Annotated in this window: 12 protein-coding genes; 5 read left to right on the plus strand and 7 right to left on the minus strand. The window is 66.1% G+C overall.

Translation table 11 applies throughout. The features are described 5' to 3' along the window. Nucleotides 1–44: 44 nt before the first annotated feature. A complete protein-coding gene (locus ACQP0C_RS17410) occupies nt 45–1,442 on the minus strand; it encodes an NtaA/DmoA family FMN-dependent monooxygenase (RefSeq protein ID WP_433733925.1) in 1,398 nt (465 codons plus the stop codon). Beyond that, nucleotides 1,442–2,530, minus strand: coding sequence for an LLM class flavin-dependent oxidoreductase (locus ACQP0C_RS17415; RefSeq protein WP_433733926.1), 1,089 nt, complete (start codon nt 2,528–2,530; stop codon nt 1,442–1,444). Before ACQP0C_RS17415 ends, ACQP0C_RS17410 begins: the two co-directional genes overlap by 1 nt. A 256-nt stretch (nt 2,531–2,786) precedes the next feature. Here ACQP0C_RS17415 and ACQP0C_RS17420 point away from each other — a divergent pair, with 256 nt between their 5' ends. Beyond that, nucleotides 2,787–3,266 (plus strand): cupin domain-containing protein, encoded by a 480-nt coding sequence (locus ACQP0C_RS17420; RefSeq protein WP_433733927.1) that lies wholly within the window; start codon nt 2,787–2,789, stop codon nt 3,264–3,266. A gap of 188 nt (nt 3,267–3,454) precedes the next feature. On the opposite strand, the gene ACQP0C_RS17425 is transcribed toward ACQP0C_RS17420, so the two are convergent. Together ACQP0C_RS17425 and def are read right to left on the minus strand one after the other, a co-directional pair. Then, on the minus strand, nt 3,455–4,906 hold the full coding sequence (locus tag ACQP0C_RS17425) for an MFS transporter (protein ID WP_433733928.1): 1,452 nt from the start codon (nt 4,904–4,906) through the stop codon (nt 3,455–3,457). A 118-nt stretch (nt 4,907–5,024) separates the two neighbouring features. Next, complete coding sequence (gene def / locus ACQP0C_RS17430) at nt 5,025–5,654, minus strand: peptide deformylase (protein WP_433733929.1); 630 nt, start codon at nt 5,652–5,654, stop codon at nt 5,025–5,027. A 168-nt stretch (nt 5,655–5,822) separates the two neighbouring features. On the opposite strand from def, the gene car reads away from it, so the two are divergent. Next, on the plus strand, nt 5,823–9,302 hold the full coding sequence (car, locus tag ACQP0C_RS17435; protein WP_433733930.1) for a carboxylic acid reductase: 3,480 nt from the start codon (nt 5,823–5,825) through the stop codon (nt 9,300–9,302). A gap of 18 nt (nt 9,303–9,320) precedes the next feature. Here the strand turns inward: car and ACQP0C_RS17440 are convergent, their stop codons facing one another. Beyond that, the gene (locus tag ACQP0C_RS17440) at nt 9,321–9,944 is read right to left on the minus strand and encodes a TetR/AcrR family transcriptional regulator (RefSeq protein ID WP_433733931.1); all 624 of its coding nucleotides are present in this window, start codon (nt 9,942–9,944) and stop codon (nt 9,321–9,323) included. 300 nt (nt 9,945–10,244) lie between these two features. Between ACQP0C_RS17440 and ACQP0C_RS17445 the strand changes: the two genes are divergently transcribed. The 3 genes from ACQP0C_RS17445 to ACQP0C_RS17455 all read left to right on the plus strand — a co-directional run bounded on the left by ACQP0C_RS17445 (nt 10,245) and on the right by ACQP0C_RS17455 (nt 13,539). Then, nucleotides 10,245–11,732: a bifunctional phosphatase PAP2/diacylglycerol kinase family protein gene (locus ACQP0C_RS17445; protein WP_433733932.1), complete on the plus strand. Its 1,488-nt coding sequence runs from the start codon at nt 10,245–10,247 to the stop codon at nt 11,730–11,732. Nucleotides 11,733–11,971: 239 nt separating this feature from the next. Next, nucleotides 11,972–12,535, plus strand: a complete 564-nt coding sequence (locus tag ACQP0C_RS17450; protein ID WP_433733933.1) for a hemerythrin domain-containing protein — start codon at nt 11,972–11,974, stop codon at nt 12,533–12,535. A gap of 101 nt (nt 12,536–12,636) precedes the next feature. Continuing rightward, on the plus strand, nt 12,637–13,539 hold the full coding sequence (locus ACQP0C_RS17455; RefSeq protein WP_433733934.1) for a helix-turn-helix transcriptional regulator: 903 nt from the start codon (nt 12,637–12,639) through the stop codon (nt 13,537–13,539). A 635-nt stretch (nt 13,540–14,174) separates the two neighbouring features. Here the strand turns inward: ACQP0C_RS17455 and ACQP0C_RS17460 are convergent. Continuing rightward, the gene (locus tag ACQP0C_RS17460; RefSeq protein ID WP_433733935.1) at nt 14,175–14,891 is read right to left on the minus strand and encodes a class I SAM-dependent methyltransferase; all 717 of its coding nucleotides are present in this window, start codon (nt 14,889–14,891) and stop codon (nt 14,175–14,177) included. Continuing rightward, entirely contained in the window at nt 14,888–15,151 is a 264-nt protein-coding gene (locus tag ACQP0C_RS17465) for an MspA family porin (RefSeq protein WP_433733936.1), read from the minus strand. Before ACQP0C_RS17465 ends, ACQP0C_RS17460 begins: the two co-directional genes overlap by 4 nt. Nucleotides 15,152–15,285: the final 134 nt, after the last annotated feature.

Here is a 15,285-nt window from a genome sequence, read left to right on the forward strand (position 1 = left end):
ACAAACCGGCCGTCTTTCCCGGATCGGATCGGTGGGTGTGGCGGTCAGCGTCTGGTCAGCGGCGGTCGGAGTCCGAGATGTTCGCGCAGGGTGGTCCCGGTGTACGCGGTGCGGTATGCGCCGCGCTGCTGCAGTTCCGGGATCAGCCAGTCGACGATCTCATCGAGTCCGGTCGGGACCAGATACGGCGAAATATTGAACCCGTGCGTCGCGCCGTGGCGCACCCAGCGGGTCAGCTCGTCGGCGACCTGGCCGGGGGTGCCCGCGAAGCCGGATCGCTGCGAGGTCTCGATGGCGACCTGGCGCAGCGACAGATTCTTGGCCTCGGCCAGCGCCCGCCATTCCCGCGCGATCGCCACCGGGTCCTGGCCGTCGCGTTGGGCGCCGCGTTCACCGGAAATCACCCGGGGCCGTGGATCGTCGGCGGGCAGCGGGCCATCCGGATCCAGGTCGGACAGATCACGGCCCCACACCTGGCCGACCAGCGAAAGCGCGGTCTGACCGGTGAATTGCGCCTCCAGCACCCACCGCGCCTTCTCCTCGACCTCGGATTCCTTCTCGGCCAGCACGATCTGGGTGCCGGGCAGGATCTTGATGTCATCGGCTGGGCGGCCCGCACGCACCGAACGCTCGCGAATGTCGTTCGCGAACGCCAGCGCGGCATCGAAATGCGTTCCGTGCCTGGAGAAGATGACATCGGCGTTGGCCGCCGCGAAATCCCGGCCCGCAGGCGAATCGCCGGCCTGGAAGATCACGGGGTGGCCCTGGGCGCTGCGCGGCAGGGTCGGGGTGATGGAGACCTGGAAGTGCTCGTTATCGCGGGTCACGGTGCGCACCGACGCCGGTGCGGCCCAGTGGGTGTCGTGGCGTGTGGTCGCGATCGCAGTGTCGGCCCAGGCATCCCAGATCTCGCGGGCCGTCCGGATGAATTCACCCGCGCGCTCGTAGCGCTGGGCGTGATCGAGGAAGCCGCCGCGGCGGAAATTCTCACCGGTCCAGGCATTGTCGGTGGTGACGGCATTCCAGCCCGCGCGGCCGCCGGACAGCAGGTCCAGTCCGGCGAGTCGGCGTGCGAGGTCGGCGGGCTCGTTATAGGTGGTGTTCTGGGTGGCGACCAGACCGATGTGCCGGGTGATTGCGGCCAGCGCCGCCAGCTGGGCGATGGCATCGGGACGGCCCGCGATATCGGTATCGAGCAGCTGACCGTTCTGCTCGCGCAGGCGCAAACCCTCACCGAGGAAGAACGCGTCGAAGAGTCCGCGCTCGGCGGTGCCGATGATGCGCCGGAACGTCTCGAAGTCGATCTGGGAACCGCTGCTCGGATCCGACCAGATCGTGGAGTGGTTGACGCCCTGGAAGAAGACGCCGAAATGAACCTGTGCGTCGGGGAACGGAACCTCGCGCCCACCCGCCGCGCGACTGTCGCTCGAGACTGTACTCATCAGTGCTGATCCTTCGCGTATCGATTGATCGGCCGCGCCAGGCCGAGATTGGCGCGCAGGGTCGAACCCGGCACCGGGCGGTGGATCACACCGGATCGGAACAGTGCGGGCAGGACCTGGCGCGCCAGCGCCGGGAGGTCTTCGTCGATGACGGCCGGATGCAGGCGCACGCCGTCGACATGGTGTGCGAGTTCGGTAAGGAGGCGGACGAGGTCGGTGGGGGAGCCCGAGAACGTCAGGCGCTCTGTGGGATTCGCGGTGGCGTACCTGTCGAGATCGGCGATGCGTTCAGCGGCGGTCGCATGCGGGATGTCCAGGGCGACATCGAGTTCGGCGAAGACCAGTGCGCCGGTGGCCCGCGCGCGGTCGGCGGCGGCGAGGGTCTGTGCGAGATCGCGCCCCGCGACGAGAACTACGTCGGCCGCGCCGGATTCGGTTGTGTCATCGGCGAAGACGACCAGCTGCCCCTGCGGCGGCCGTGGCACGATCGCCGGACCCTTCACCGAGAAGGTCTCGCCGGTGAAGTCGATGTAGTGCAACTTATCTCGATCGAGAAAACGGCTCGCGGCGTAGTCGCGCACGACGGCGTCGTCCTCCCACGAGTCCCACAGTCGGCGCGCGACCTCGATCGAATCCCGTTGTTCGCGTGCGAGTTCCGATTCGGTGCTGCGTGCGGGCCGACCCCAGGTGGCGGCGGCCGCCGGGTCGGCGATGGTCGTCGCGATCCAGCCGCCGCGCCCGCGCGAGGCATAGTCCAGCGTGGCCAGCTGCGAGGAGGTGTGGAACGGTTCCGCGTAGGTGGTCGCCACGGTCGCCACCAGCCCGATGGTGCTGGTGGTCGCCGCGACGAAAGATGCCCGCGTCACCGCGTCGATGCGCGCGGCCGGATGTCCGAGGGGCGCCAGGATCGAATCGTCGAAGGTCGCGAGCGTAAAGCCCGCATTCTCGGCAGCACTGACGCGTGTGCGCAGCGCATCGCCGGTAAGGAAGGTATCGGGCGCATGCGCGGCGCGCCGCCACGCGGCCGGGTGATATCCCTCGCCATCCAGTTCGATGCCCACCGCGAAGACGTTTCCGCTCCTGCTCATAGGTATGACGATCGTCAAACTTGTTCGGCGCCGCCAGCATTAGCGTCGCGCTGATCCGAATCGGCCCGGCTTCGGTCGCAGTGTGGCGCGTCGTCGGGCCGAGGGGGAGTGACCCCGGACACAACCGGCGGAATTGCCTTAGAGCGGGCCACATTTGGACCCGGCCAGCGCTTGACATACGGGTCCATTCTGGAGAATCCTTGTACGGAAGCGGAATCCGATTCCGATTAATTTCTACAGAAGGATATATCAGCTCATGTCCGACGATCGGTTCCTGTTCCTCGAAGCCGGCGAAGCGCGACCCGGGCGTGTCCCGATGCCTCCCGCCTTCGCGGTGAAGGCCCACACCGACGACACCGAGGGGAGGTTCTCGCTGCTCGAGGTCACTGTCGCCCGCGACATTCCCCGACACACCCACCATGTCGCCGACGAGTGCATCTACGTGCTCGAGGGCGAGCTCGGTGTCGATTTCGACGACCGTTCTCTGACGGCGACGAAGGGTACGTTCGTACTTTTGCCGCATGGAGTTCCGCATGCCCTGCGGTGCGCGTCGACGCCGCCGCCGCGGGTGGTGCAGATCTCCTCGCCGGGCGGCTGGGAGTGCTACCTGGAAGATCTGTTCGAGGCCGGACCATCCGTGCTCACCGACGGAGCGCTCGACCCGGTCAAGATCAATCCGGTAGCTGCCAAATACCAGATCCACTACGAGGAAACTGCAGGGCACGACAGGCGGTAGGCATACCCGAGATCGCGATCGTGACTGCAACGGAATTCGCGGCACGAGACTGTACGGTCCGGCCCGCGTCTCACCTGTCGGTGAGACGCGGGCCGGACCGAGCGGAGCGAGAAATATCGTCGAGCGACGTCGCAGCGGCGATAAACCGAATCCGGCCGGAGGTGCCGATCGGCCCGGTGCTCCCGCGATTACCGGGCCGCGCGAGCGGACAGCGCCGCAGCGACCAGCACCGTGATACCTTCCGCGATCGCCGTGCCCCCCAAGGCATGTGCCGCCGACAGCACCGTGGTTCCCGCGAGGCCCAGGAATACCGACCCGAAGCAGGCGATGCCGACCACAATGCCGAGTTGCACGCTGGTGACCAGAATGCCGCTGGCATCGGCCGCGAGCGCCATGGGAATCTTGGCCAGCGTGCGGGTCATCAGCGGGCTGAAGGCCAGGCCGTTGCCGATGCCCTGGATGCCGAAGACGACCAGCGCCAGCGGGCCGAAATCGGCGCCGTCGCGCAGCATCATGCCGAGCACTACCATCGTGATCGCGGCGAGTACCAGGCCCAGCGGAATCATGGTGGCATGGAAGCGATGTGGGATGCGCTCCCAGTTCAGACTGACCAGTGCGAAGGTCGCACCCATCGGGATGAACAGCAGGCCCGCGTGCAATGCGGTGTAGCCGAGGGTGCCCTGCAAGTGGATGGCCATGACGAACATCCAGCCGCCGAAGGTGGCCATGATCGTGAACAGCGTGCCCGCGGTCAGTGCCAGTCCCGGCGACTTCAGCACGCGCTGGGCGAAGAGCGGTTCACCGTCGCGGGCCGCGACCGCCCGCTCGATCAGCACGAACAATCCGATGCCGATCACACTGGCGCCCAGAGTAATCCATGTCCACAGCGGCCAGCTCTGCTCATGTCCCAAGACCATGGGCACCACGAGTAGCAGCACCGACACGGTGAGCATCGTCAGACCGGCGAGATCCAGCTTTCGATCGAATCGCGCTGTGGCCGAGGGCAGAACCCGCGGGGCGATCAGCAGGAGCGCCGCGCCGATCGGCACATTGACCAGGAATACACCACGCCAGCTGCTCCCGAACAGGTCGGCATTGACGATCAGTCCACCCGCCACCTGGCCGACGACCAGGCCGCCGGAGATGATCGCGGAGTACGCGCTGAGCGCCTTGGCCCGCGCATTGCCGGTGAAGTTCCGCTGGATCATGGTCATGATCTGCGGAATCATCGCGGCCGCACCCGCACCCTGGACGAACCGGAATACGATGAGCGAGAGCTCATTCCACGCCAGCCCGCACGCCAGCGAGGCAACGGTGAACACCGCGAGCCCGGTGATGAAGGTGCGACGCTGGGTGAACCGATCACCCAATCGCGCACCCGTGACGAGCAGTACGGCATAGGCGATCACATATCCGGCGACGATCAGCTGCAATGCGGATCCGCTGGTATGCAACGAGGTACGAATAGAAGGTATGGCAACGTTGACGATCGACGCGTCGAGCACCGCCATGAACTGTCCGGTGAGCAATACCGCGAGCACCGCGATGGTCCGCCGCGCACCGAACGCGGCGGGCTGAACGGCCGGACCCGCGGCGGCCGACGTGGCCGCAGCGGTACTCGGCTGCAAGGTCTGGGTCATGTGCTAGAGCTTGCAGCCGATCCGACACCAGTAACAGGAGTCCAGTAACACTGGTACTGGCAACACCTGGATAGCGGCCGAACGCTCGGTCCCATCGCAGTATGCACATGCGAAACGGTCAGGGAAACTCGAAGCCGAGGGCGGCGGCCGCGGCAGCCGGAGTCGGCTGGGACCAGCGGTCGGTCAGGGCTTCGGCGCTGGTGAGGGAGCGGGTGATGGCGCGATCGATATAGAGGGTGCCGTCGAGGTGGTCGGTCTCGTGTTGCACGATGCGGGCGGGCCATCCGGACACTTCCTCATCCAGTTCGCGACCGCGTTCGTCCTGGCCGCGCAGGCGCACGCTGGCGTGGCGTGCGACCACGGCCTGCCAACCCGGGATGCTGAGGCAGCCTTCGAAGAAGGCCGCCCGGATATCGCCGATCGGTTCGTAGGTCGGATTGATCAGGACCCGCAACGGCAGCGGGACCCGGGCGCGGGCAGCGCGCACCTCGTCGGTCACCTCGGCCGGATCCTCCAGCACGGCCAGTCGCAGTGGTATCCCGACCTGCGGCGCGGCGAGCCCCACACCCGGCGCGGCATGCATCGTCTCCCGCATCGCGAGCACCAATCGGCGCAGCTGCGCGTCGGTGAGCTGCCCGTCGTATCGGGCGGCGGGAGTGCGAAGGACGGGGTCGCCCGCGGTAACAATGGGCAGTGGGCGCGGGCTGTCGAGCAGGCTCTCGACCAGATCGGGGAGGGGGATCATCATGGTCTCAGAATCGCAAATCGGCAGGTGGCGGCATGATCCGGACCGGATTCCCCGCCCAATTCGGTCGAACCCGGAATATTTAGACAAGCTAACGTATTAGTAAATGTAGGCGCCTTTCTATGTGTACGGAACAACCGACGGTTGGCAACCCGCCGAAGGAGGCTGGCCATGATCACTGATACCCAGATGGAGCGGCTGATCGGCCGCATCACCGACCTGTACGCCACCTATCCGCAGATCCGCGACGCGCGACCGGACCCGCAGATCTTCGCCGCGATTCGAGAACCTGGACTCAGCCCAGCCCAGATCGCGGAGATGGTGATGACCGGCTATGCGGATCGCCCGGCGCTCGGGCATCGCGTCAGCGAACCGACCACCGACGATGCGGGCCGGCGCACCCTGCGACTGCTGCCCGAATTCGAGACCATCACCTACGGGGAGCTGTGGGCGCGGGTCGGCGCGATCGCCGCGGACTGGCAGCACCACCCCGAAAACCCGCTGCGCGCCGGTGATTTCGTCGCGACCCTCGGCTTCACCAGCAGCGACTACATCGCCCTCGACCTGGCATGTCTGTACCTCGGCGCGGTCGCCGTGCCGCTGCAGGCGAGCGCATCGCCCGCGCAGCTGTCGGCGATCCTCGCCGAGACCGCACCACGCATCCTCGCCGCGACCCCCGAAAACCTCGATGCCGCGATCGAATGCGTAGTGGCCGGCCCGACGCCGGAACGGTTGATCGTCTTCGACTACCACCCCGAGGATGACGATCAGCGCGACGCATTCGAATCGGCCCGGCATCGGCTCGCGAACACACCGATAGTGGTGGAGTCACTGGATTCGGTACTCGAACGCGGGCGCGCTCTGCCACCCGCGCCGCTGTTCGTTCCCGACGGCGATGCGCTGACACTGCTGATCTACACCTCCGGCAGTACCGGAACACCCAAGGGGGCCATGTACACCGCCGGGCTGGTGACCGCGATGTGGTTGGCCCAGGCCGAGGTGGCCGCGGTCAACCTGAACTACATGCCCATGAGCCATGTCGCCGGGCGCATGGCGCTGTACGGAGTGCTGGCCCGCGGCGGCACCGCCTATTTCACGGCCAAGAGCGATGTCTCGACGCTATTCGAGGATATCGGCCTGGTGCGCCCGACCGAACTGTTCTTCGTACCTCGCGTGTGCGATATGGTCTTTCAGCGCTATCAGAGTGAAATGGCGCGGCGCTCCGAACCGGGTATCGACCGCGCCGAACTCGAGCGTGTGGTGAAAGCCGAACTGCGCGAAGACTTTCTGGGCGGCCGGTTCATTACCGCGATCGTCGGCAGCGCACCGCTGGCCGCTGAGATGAAGACCTTCATCGAATCGGTCATCGATCTGGACCTGCACGACGGCTACGGCTCGACCGAAGCGGGCGGCAGCATCATGATCGATAACCTGATCTGTCGCCCACCGGTCATCGACTACAAGCTGGTCGATGTGCCCGAGCTGGGGTATTTCGGCACCGACCAGCCGCATCCGCGTGGCGAACTGCTGTTGAAGACCACGACCATGATTCCCGGCTACTACAAGCGGCCCGAGGTCACCGCGGAGATCTTCGATGCGGACGGCTTCTACCGGACCGGTGACATCGTGGCCGAGCTCGGGCCCGATCAGCTGGTCTACGTGGATCGCCGCAACAATGTGCTGAAGTTGTCCCAGGGTGAATTCGTCGCGGTCGCGCATCTGGAGGCCGTATATGCCAGCAGTCCGCTGCTCGAGCAGATCTTCGTCTACGGCAGCAGTGAGCGTGCCTATCTGCTCGCGGTGATCGTGCCGACCGAACAGGTGCTGCGCAGCGCCGATCCGAAAGCGGCACTGAGCGATTCGCTGCAACGCATCGCCAAGGACGCCGGATTGCATTCCTATGAGATCCCGCGCGATTTCCTGATCGAGACCGAACCGTTCAGCGCCGACAACGGTCTGCTCTCCGGTATCGGCAAACTATTGCGCCCCAAGCTGATCGAGCGCTACGGCGACCGATTGCAGCAGCTGTACGCCGAACTGGCCGAGGGGCAGGCCGACGAACTGCGCGCGCTGCGCCGCGAAGCCGCCGAACTACCGGTGCTCGATACCGTGAGCCGCGCCGCACGGGCGCTACTCGGTTGTGCCACCACCGATCTGCGACCGGATGCGCATTTCACCGATCTCGGCGGCGATTCCCTTTCCGCACTGTCGTTTTCGAATCTGCTCCGCGATATCTTCGATGTCGACGTGCCGGTCGGCGTCATCGTCAGCCCGGCCAACGGGCTGCGCGAATTGGCCGACTACGTCGAATCGGCACAGGGTTCCGGGGCGATCCGCCCCACCTTTGCCTCGGTACATGCTCGGAAAGATCTCGCGCGTGCCGATGAGCTGACGCTCGACAAATTCATCGATGCACAATCACTCACCGCCGCAGCGACTCTCCCGCACACGACCGGGACCCGGACCGTTCTGCTGACCGGTGCCAATGGCTACCTGGGCCGCTTTCTGTGCCTGGAATGGCTGGAGCGACTGGATAAGACCGGCGGCGCCCTGATCTGCGTCATCCGCGGCAAAGACGCGACCGCCGCCCGCGCCCGGCTCGACGCCGCCTTCGACAGTGGTGACCCGGAACTGATCCGGCACTACCGGGAGCTGGCCGCCCGCCGCTTGGAGGTGCTGCCCGGCGATATCGGCGAGCCGAATCTCGGCTTGGACGATGCGACCTGGCATCGGCTGGCCGATACCGTCGATCTGATCGTGCACCCCGCCGCACTGGTCAATCACGTCCTGCCCTATGACCAGCTCTTCGGCCCCAATGTCGTTGGTACCGCGGAAGTGATCCGCTTGGCCATCACCACGCGGATCAAGCCTGTTACCTATCTGTCCACCGTGGCCGTCGCCGACCAGGTCCAGCCCTCGGCCTTCGAGGAGGACGGCGATATCCGTCGAATCAGCCCCACACGTGCCATCAACGAGAGCTACGCCAATGGCTACGGCAACAGCAAGTGGGCGGGCGAGGTGCTGCTGCGGGAAGCGCACGATCGGTGCGGACTACCCGTCGCGGTCTTCCGATCCGATATGATCCTGGCCCACAGCCGATTCGGCGGCCAGCTCAATGTCCCGGACATGTTCACCCGGCTGCTGCTCAGCGTGGTCGCCACCGGGATCGCCCCGTATTCCTTCTACAAGACCGATGCCGACGGCAAACGTCAACGCGCACACTACGACGGCCTGCCCGCCGACTTCACCGCCGAGGCGATCACCACTCTTGGTGCCGAGGTGCGCAAAGGTTTCCGAACCTTCGACGTGCTCAACCCGCACGACGACGGCATCTCCCTCGACGAATTCGTGGACTGGCTGGTCGAATCCGGCCACCCCATCCGGCGGATCGACGACTACCGGGAGTGGTTCGCCCGGTTCGAAACCGCCCTGCGCGCCCTGCCCGAGAAGCAGCGCCAGGCGTCGGTGCTACCGCTGCTGCACGCCTACCGCCGTCCGGCTCCGCCCATCCGCGGCTCCGCCATCCCGGCGAAGGGTTTCACCGCCGCGGTCCAAGCCGCGAATATCGGGCCCGAGCACGATATTCCGCACCTGACACCCGCGCTCATCGAAAAGTACATCAGCGATCTTCGGCTGCGCGGTCTGCTTTGAATCCGCTCGAGCCGGAACTCAGCCGAGCTCGAGGATGGTGATCGTGAGGCGGGTGGCATAGTCGACCACGGCGTCGCGGTCGGACTCGATATCGCCGTCGAGCCAGTCGAGCAACAGCGCGAGCAGTGCACCGGATATCGCGCTGACCGGCCGGGGAATCCGGCCGGAAGCGGTGGCGAACCGCGCGGCCTGCTCCGGTGCGAGTTGGGTGGCGACGAGTGTGACGAAGGCCGGGAGCGCGTCGGCGCCGTGGGCCCGCAGGGTGTCATCGGCCAGGGTTTCCCGGAACATGATCCGTCCGCGGCGGGGGTCGTCCTGGAAGTACTGTGCCGCGGCGTCGAAAGCCGCTCGGGCGCGGGCGGTTTCGTCGACAGGGGCGTTGCGGAGCTGGGTCGTCACGGCATCGAGCAGTCCGCGGGCCGTCTGGTCGTAGACCTCGACGAGCAGGGCTTCGCGATCGGGGAAGTTCTCGTAGAAGTAGCGCAGGCTCAACCCCGCCTCGCGGCAGACCGCCCGCATGGTGGTCGCCGCCGCGCCCGCGCCGCCGAGCAGCGCGTATCCGGCCCGCACGAGCTGTTCGCGGCGTTCGGCGGACCGGCTCGCCATGGTGCTGCCGCGCCACGTGCTGGCTGACGAACTCACGGATTCGATCATGTCATGTGCGCGCCGACGCATTCGGCGGGCGCGTGTACTCCTCGCCGGACGGGTTGCGCACACGGGGTGCAAGTGCTCTCGCTGACTTATAGGAATCGTCTGATTCCAATGGAATCAGACGATTCCTATAAGCACATCGAGTGTCAAGGGCGCGGAGCGTCTGCGCCGCTCCATGCCGGTCGAACGGGCATTCGGCTCGTCGATCGCGCGACTCGTGGCGCACCTTCGACCGGTGGCTATGGCTTTCTGTGCGGTGGCCGATCGTGTGGGTGCCGATAGCCTGGGAGCATGGGACGGCGGAAAACGAATGCGCCGCGGCGGAAGCTCGCGGGACGGGTGGATGCGTGGCTGGTGGCGCGCAGTGCGCGGGTGCGGCCGACGCCCGCCGATCGGTTTCTGCGGACCTTGAGCACGAGTGCCAACTACAGCCGGCTGTGGTTGGTGGTGGCGGCGGGGCTGGCGCTGCTCGGCGGTCGCGCACCGCGACGGGCGGCCGTGCGTGGGCTCGTATCGGTCGCGCTGGCCAGCTCGGTGGCGAATGGTGTGGCCAAGCCACTGTTTCCTCGGCGCCGGCCGCCCGATGAGTCGGTGCCGTTCGTGCGGCGGCTGGTGACACCGCCGGTGTCCTCCTCGTTCCCCTCCGGGCATGCCGCATCCGCCGCGGCCTTCGCGACGGGTGTCGCCCTCGAATCTCCGGCAACGGCGGTCGCCATCGCGCCGATAGCGGCGGCCGTCGGCTATTCACGCGTACACATCGGCGTGCATTGGCCCTCGGATGTGCTCGCCGGGGCGGCATTGGGCACTGCGATAGCCCTCGGCACCCGGCGGTGGTGGGCGCAGCGCGCGGATATGCCCGCCGAACTCGGGCCCGATCTTCGAATCGCCCCGGTGTCCAACGGCGGCGGCCTCCTGCTGGTGACCAACACACAATCCGGCGGCGGCACCGATGCCGAGCAACTGCGGTCACTTCGCGAAAGTCTGCCCGACGCAACGATTCTGGAGGTGACCGACGATCTCGCCGCGCAACTCGACGATCGAGCCAGCCGTGACGATATCGTCGCACTCGGCGTATTCGGCGGCGACGGGACGGTATCGGCCGTCGCGGCGGCGGCGGTCGAACATCGGCTGCCGCTCGCGGTGTTCGCGGGTGGCACGCTCAACCATTTCGCCCGCGACACGGGCGTGGAGCGGCTGGAACACACCCTGACCGCATTGGCATCGGGTCAAGTGGTCCAGACCGATACGGCCCAGGTGCGATCGGACGGACTCGCGCCCCGCACCTTCGTCAACACGGCAAGTCTGGGCGGCTATCCGGACTTCGTTCGGACCAGGGAACGGTGGGAGTCGCGCCTGGGCAAATGGCCTGCCGCGGGAATCGCCATGGTGCGCGCGCTGTTTCGGGCCCAGCCGCTGCGCGTGACCATCGACGGCGTGGATACCGGCATCTGGATGCTGTTCGTCGGCAACGGCCACTACCGGCCCGCCCACCAGATCCCGATGGCGCGGCCCGCGCTGCACCACGGCGCTCTCGACGTGCGGTATCTGCGCGCGGATGTGCCGTTCTCGCGAACCCGCCTGATCTGGGCCACGCTCACCGGGACACTCGACCGCTCCGCGACCTACGTACACCGTCGATCCGAACGGCTGACCGTGCACGTCGACAGCGGCCCGGTCGCCGTGGCCGCCGATGGCGAGGTCGACGACCGCGGCACGGACTTCACCTTCACCAGCCGACCCGCGACATTGACCTTGTTCCGTCCCGCCGATGCCCGCTGACCGAGCCGCGCTCATGGCAGACCTCTGCGTACCCCGGATATCGGCGCAGGTCCCGTATAGCCGACCTCGACCGTTATCCCGCCGGGCCTATCCGGGCGCGGCGAGCAAGCGGCCTGCTACCGCATCTCGGGGTGGATAAACGGTCGGCTAGTTATTCGACCGGAACGTGGCGCGCTGGTCGGTCCACGGAGGAGTATATGAAATACACCGCCGCCGTCGGCGCAGAAACGAGGTGCACGATGGGAAACCTGGATGAGAACGCGATCGACCTGCTGACCGCCCAGCACGAGCAGATCCGGTACCTGCTCGACAAGCTGAAAGCGGGTCAGGACGATAAGCGGGAACTGTTCACCGAGATGGTGCGGCTGTTGGCGGTGCACGAAACCGCCGAAGAGGAAGTCGTCCATGCGGTGGCGCGGCGCTCGGCATTCGGCGCCGATGAAATCATCAGGCCGAGACTCGTGGAGGAGAACGCGGTCAAGCAGGCGCTTGCCGAACTGTACGATCTCGGCGTCGACCATCCCGAATTCGATACGAAGCTAGTCGATTTCGCCGCTACCTTCACCGCGCATGCCGCGAACGAGGAGACCGAGGAATTCCCGTTCCTGCGCAAGCAGTTCTCGGTGAATCAGCTCGAACGCTGGGCAGGCATGTTGCGCGCCGCCGAAAAGGTCGCGCCCACCCGCCCACATCCGCACGCGGGCGAGACCGGACTGGCGAACCTCGTGACGAGTCCACCATTGGCGGTATTCGACCGGGTCCGCGACGCCGTCCGCGATTGGCGCCACACGAACGGTCACTGACGCGCAGCCCAGCCGAGGCGGCGAGGGCAACGGCCCGCGCCGCCTGAAACTAGTACTGGCAGCACCTGGATACCGCTAGCAGATTCCGGGATCATCACAGGATGACCGATGTGGTGGATGTCCGCGCAGTACGCAAGGCACGCCGCGCCGAGCTCGGCGCCTTCCTGAAGTCCCGCCGCGCGCGAATCACCCCCGAAGACGTCGGCCTACCCCCAGGCCCACGCCGCCGCACCCCCGGCCTACGCCGCGAGGAGGTCGCCCAACTGGCCGGAATCGGAATAACTTGGTACACCTGGCTGGAGCAGGGGCGCCAGATCAATGTCAGTGTGCAGGTGTTGAATTCGGTGGCGCGGACGTTGTCGTTGGATGCTGCGGAGAAGGCGCATTTGTATCGGTTGGCGGATGTGCCGACGGTGCCGACCGCGCATGCGGGAACGGCTCTGCCGGAAGAGCTTCAGGTGATTTTGGATCATCTCGAACCTTTGCCGGCAGTGGTGCTCAGTCCGCGTTATGACGTGCTGGCGCACAACAAGTCCTATGAGGCACTGTGCCCTGGTTTTGTGATGGGAGAACGTAATGTCGCACGCCGGGTGTTTTTGACTCCGGAGTGCTGCAATACCTATCGCCATAATTGGGATGATTTGCGGCGTATGGTCGGTTATCTGCGTGGTTCGTATGCGAAGAATCTCGGTGATCCGGGTTGGCAGGTTTTCATCTCTGAGTTGTGTGCTGAGAGTGAGACTTTCGCGTCGTTGTGGGCGCGTAATGATGTGGCAGTTCCGGCGAGTCGGACCAAGCAGATCCGTAATTTGGCGGTGGGGGAGTTGGAGATGTTCTTGACGAGCATGTCGTTGCCGTCGCTTCCGCATGCGTGGATGCAGGTGTATACCCCGACCGATGAGGCGGCGTGGGCGAAGCTGCGCGAGTTGCTGGCGATGAGTGAGGAAGAGCGGCAACGTCCTTGGATCGAGCATCGCGAGCAGTACCATGCTGCCGTGGGGTAGCGGGAGGTTCGTTGCGTGAGCTGCCGTGGACCGGATCGTGTCGACGTCCTGATCCGTAGGACGCGAAGGATCCTCGTTATGGCGAAGTGGATACGGTCGCCATGGTGGGCTCCGTCTGAGGCGTAACCGCCGTGCCACCAGCGGCGCAGTATGGCGAGCTGTCGTTCGGGAAGATTGGTCAGGACCAGGCGGCCGATCGGCTGGTCGCCAATGGACGCCGAACAGGCCCATGCCTGAACGGGCCCATGCCTCAGTCGCTGGATACGCAGAAAGACCGCGGATCGCAGATGTCGAACCTGCGAGCCGTTACCTATTGCGCAACCGCGCCGCCGTTGAGCTGTGGGTCGGGGTCCGTCCAGGGCTGTTCTGCACGGCCGTGCGGTCAACGCCGGGCGATGCCCGGTGCCGGGGCTGGCGTTCGACATGGGCGCAGGCCGAGTCGGTTTCGGTACTTGATCTTGATATCCGCCCGGCCGGGATACGTCGGGCTCTCCAGTGATGGGCGGGTTCGCGTTGTTGATGTGCTGCGCACCGCCGATATCCTGATGGTCGAAAGCCTCGGCGGCGTACTGCTTCTCCAGTGCCTGCAGGCCGTGACCAGGTTCTCCACACTTGAACGAGCCCGGTCGATTGTCTCAGATTCGCTGTGCCTCGAGGACGAGGACCGGGAGCAGCATCGCGCCTTCGTCGTTGAATTCGGGGTGAAAGTCTCTCTGCGCGAACAGCTTCAACATGTGCTCCGTTGGTGTGATCGTCTCCAGGTGGTCGGCCCGCAGTGTGGTGATCGACCAGTCCGGTGGCACGAACGTGGCGCGCAACTCATCCTCGGCGACCGGGTACGGCGCATACAACTCGGCGTGGTCGACTGCGGTGAAACAGAATTGGATCAGCCGACCACCGGGGCGGATGACCCGAGCCAGTGCGGCCGCGTGCATGGGGCGCTGGTCGGGAGCGAGGCAGTGCAGCAGCGCGCTACTGACTGCGGTGTCGAAGGGGCCGTCGAGTCCGTCCAGGTCGGCGGCGTCTGCGACGGTGAACGTTGCCGACACATCCTGCCCCGCGGCGCGGGTTCGGGCCTGCTCGATTGCGGTGGGTGCGATGTCGAAGCCGGTCGCCGGGTAGCCGAGGCTTGCGAGATAGATGGCGGTGTCGCCGGGCCCGCAACCGACATCGAGGACTGCGCCGCTGATGCGGCCAGCACGCTCGAACGCCACGAGCAGCGGCTGTGGCCTGCCGATGTCCCACGGTGGCCGCTGGATGACGACGCCTGGGAAGACCTCGTCGCCGCGGTACAACCGCTCGTAATCGATTGCCGCCGGGGCGATTCCCGGTGCTGCGCTGCTATCGGTCATCTGATCCGAACCCTTTCGGTCGAGAACGTGCGGGGTGCCTGTAGATGGCATCCCGCGATGCGTCGTGAGCGGGATGGTGGCGATCGTGCCGGCCTCGCGCTCAATGACAGGTTGGGGATGAGCTGCGCGCTGCCGCCGATCATGGCTGTGGGTGCGGGTGCGACGGTCACCATGGCGTTCGGCCCGATCGCCGCGGACAGTCCGACCATGAGACCGTTGGTCACGTCCGCCTGACACCCGAGCTGATAGCCCAGTTGCACGCTCCCGGAATTCCTGCCACCGATAGGGACAGCAACGCTGTGATCTAACCCTTCGTCATTGTCCTTGCTGTCGTTGTTCCACGTCGGTCGGCTACGTCCGCATCCCGCTGCCGTGGACCGGTCTCGTGCGGGTG

Source organism: Nocardia sp. CA-129566 (genome assembly GCF_050956075.1).
In the GTDB taxonomy this organism is placed as follows: domain Bacteria; phylum Actinomycetota; class Actinomycetes; order Mycobacteriales; family Mycobacteriaceae; genus Nocardia.

Excerpts from the sequence above, each read along its gene's own strand:
- ACQP0C_RS17455 (WP_433733934.1), top strand. The coding sequence starts at position 12,637 with ATGACCGATGTGGTGGATGTCCGCGCAGTACGCAAGGCACGCCGCGCC.
- ACQP0C_RS17460 (WP_433733935.1), bottom strand. The coding sequence starts at position 14,891 with ATGACCGATAGCAGCGCAGCACCGGGAATCGCCCCGGCGGCAATCGAT.
- ACQP0C_RS17425 (WP_433733928.1), bottom strand. The coding sequence starts at position 4,906 with ATGACCCAGACCTTGCAGCCGAGTACCGCTGCGGCCACGTCGGCCGCC.
- def (WP_433733929.1), bottom strand. The coding sequence starts at position 5,654 with ATGATGATCCCCCTCCCCGATCTGGTCGAGAGCCTGCTCGACAGCCCG.
- car (WP_433733930.1), top strand. The coding sequence starts at position 5,823 with ATGATCACTGATACCCAGATGGAGCGGCTGATCGGCCGCATCACCGAC.
- ACQP0C_RS17420 (WP_433733927.1), top strand. The coding sequence starts at position 2,787 with ATGTCCGACGATCGGTTCCTGTTCCTCGAAGCCGGCGAAGCGCGACCC.
- ACQP0C_RS17445 (WP_433733932.1), top strand. The coding sequence starts at position 10,245 with ATGGGACGGCGGAAAACGAATGCGCCGCGGCGGAAGCTCGCGGGACGG.
- ACQP0C_RS17450 (WP_433733933.1), top strand. The coding sequence starts at position 11,972 with ATGGGAAACCTGGATGAGAACGCGATCGACCTGCTGACCGCCCAGCAC.
- ACQP0C_RS17410 (WP_433733925.1), bottom strand. The coding sequence starts at position 1,442 with ATGAGTACAGTCTCGAGCGACAGTCGCGCGGCGGGTGGGCGCGAGGTT.
- ACQP0C_RS17415 (WP_433733926.1), bottom strand. The coding sequence starts at position 2,530 with ATGAGCAGGAGCGGAAACGTCTTCGCGGTGGGCATCGAACTGGATGGC.